General features: G+C 68.6%; 2 protein-coding genes and 1 pseudogene. 2 read left to right on the top strand and 1 reads right to left on the bottom strand.

Features of this window, described 5'->3' with window-relative positions:
* Positions 1-135: pseudogene (locus A9X01_RS30970) on the top strand (hypothetical protein); the annotation flags it as partial.
* Here the strand turns inward: A9X01_RS30970 and A9X01_RS01680 are convergent.
* On the bottom strand, positions 132-1106 hold the full coding sequence (locus A9X01_RS01680; RefSeq protein WP_065119006.1) for an aldo/keto reductase: 975 nt from the start codon (positions 1104-1106) through the stop codon (positions 132-134). The pseudogene A9X01_RS30970 and the gene A9X01_RS01680 sit on opposite strands and share 4 nt — an antisense overlap.
* A 34-nt stretch (positions 1107-1140) precedes the next feature.
* Between A9X01_RS01680 and A9X01_RS01675 the strand changes: the two genes are divergently transcribed.
* On the top strand, positions 1141-2086 hold a 946-nt coding region (locus A9X01_RS01675; RefSeq protein ID WP_155771869.1), incomplete at its 3' end, for an acyltransferase family protein.

Below are 2086 nucleotides of genomic sequence, written 5' to 3'. Positions count from 1 at the left end.
GTGCTCGAATACCGCAGCCCGATCAAGTACGGCGAACCGTTGACGATCCGTTCGGCTGCCCGCGGCGACTCGGTGCTGATGCATTTCACGGTCGGCGACGACGTTCGCGCGGCGGCGCTGGTACGCAGTATCTAATCCCGGTCGATCCACTGCAGCTGCGCCGCACTGTGGTGCTCGCCGGCCGCCGGCAGCAGGTCGTCCAGCCGCGCGACCTGTTCGGCGGACAGCTGGACGCCGTCGGCGCCGGCGTTCTCCTCGACGCGCGCGACCCGCTTGGTGCCCGGGATCGGGACGATGTCGGGTCCCTTGGCGAGCAGCCACGCCAGGGCGACCTGCGCCGGGGTGGCGCCGACGTCAGCGCTGATCTCCGTCAGCTGATCGACGCTGCGCAGGTTGTGCTGGAAGTTCTCGTCGGTGAACCGCGGATTGGTCTTGCGGAAGTCGGTATCCGAAATGGCGTCGGTGGAACGTATTGCACCGGTGAGGAATCCGCGGCCGAGCGGCGAGTAGGCGACGAATCCGATGCCGAGCTCACGCAACAGCGGCAACACCGCCGCCTCGGGATCGCGCGTCCACAGCGAGTACTCGGACTGGACGGCGGTGATCGGGTGCACGGCGTGGGCGCGGCGGATGGTCTGCACACCCACCTCGGACAGGCCGAGGTGCCGGACCTTGCCCGCGGTGACCAGCTCCGCGAGCACCCCGACAGTGTCTTCGATCGGTGTGCTGCGGTCGAGCCGGTGCTGGTAGTACAGGTCGATGTGATCGGTCTGCAGCCGTTGCAGGGAACCGTCGACGGCGATGCGGATGTTGTCGGGGCTGCTGTCCAGGCCGCTTCGCCCGGTGTGCGAGATCATGCCGAACTTGGTGGCCAGAACGACCTGATCTCGTCGACCGCGCAGGGCGCGGGCCAGCAACTCCTCGTTGCGGTACGGGCCGTAGACCTCGGCGGTGTCGATGAGTGTGATGCCCAAATCGATTGCGCGGTGCACGGCCCGGATCGATTCGGCGTCGTCGGTGCCGGCGCCGGCATACGCCGCCGACATGCCCATGGCGCCCAGTCCGATCCGTCCGACGTGCAGGTTTCCCAGCTGAGCCCGGTCCATGGGCCCATTGTCCACGCTGGGTAACGTCGCGCTGGTGACCGATACCGATACGACGCGACCGGCCCGCGACGTCGCCGTGGACTTCCTGCGGTCATCGGGTGTGGTCCTGATCGTGCTGGGGCACTGGATGGCATCCGCGCTGACCTATCGGGATGGCAGCTTCGGCCGCCAGAACCCGCTGGTCGACCAGCCCTGGACGCAGTGGTTGACGTGGGTGTTCCAGGCGGTGCCCGCGTTCTTTCTGGTCGCTGGTTACGCCTCCGCGGTGTCGTGGGCGCACCGCAGCGCCGACGCGGGCTTCTCGCCCCAGACCTGGCTCCGGCATCGGGTGGCCCGGGTGCTGGGACCCACCGCTGTGTACGTCACCGTCGTCCTGGTCGTGGTCGCGGTGCTGCAGGCCACCGGGGTGGCCCGGTCGGCGTTGCAGTATGCGGGATGGGCGGTCGCGTTGCAGTTGTGGTTCCTGGCGGTCTATCTCGTGGTGGTGATGCTGACCCCGGTAGCGGTTGCCGCGCAACGCCGTTGGGGGCTGTGGCCCGCGGTGGGGCTGGCGGTGGGTGCCGTCCTGGTCGACGTCGCCGCGGTCGGCTTCGGGGTGCCCTATGTCGGCCTGCTGAATTACCTGTTGTGCTGGGGCACCTTCTACCAACTCGGAATGTCCTGGCGGGCCGGGGATTTGGGTGATCGGAGGCCGGTGCAGCTGGCCGCCGCGGCAGGTACGGCACTGGCTCTCCTGGTCGGGGTGGCGGATTACCCGGTCAGCATGATCGGCGTGCCCGGCCAGCAGGTGCAGAACACGACGCCCCCGACGGTGGCGTTGCTGGCGTTCGGTTGCACGCAGCTCGGAATCGCCACCGCGCTCGCGCCGTGGCTCAATCGGGTGCTGCGCCGGCCGGCCGTGCGGCGCACGGTGTCTCTGGTCAACGACAACGTGATGGCGCTGTACCTCTGGCACATGGTGCCGGTGGTGATCGTCGGCA

Source organism: Mycobacterium asiaticum (genome assembly GCF_001668675.1).
In the GTDB taxonomy this organism is placed as follows: Bacteria; Actinomycetota; Actinomycetes; order Mycobacteriales; family Mycobacteriaceae; genus Mycobacterium; species Mycobacterium asiaticum_D.
Note: the sequence above shows the minus strand (reverse complement) of the source record. Positions and strands in the feature narration are given on the sequence as shown.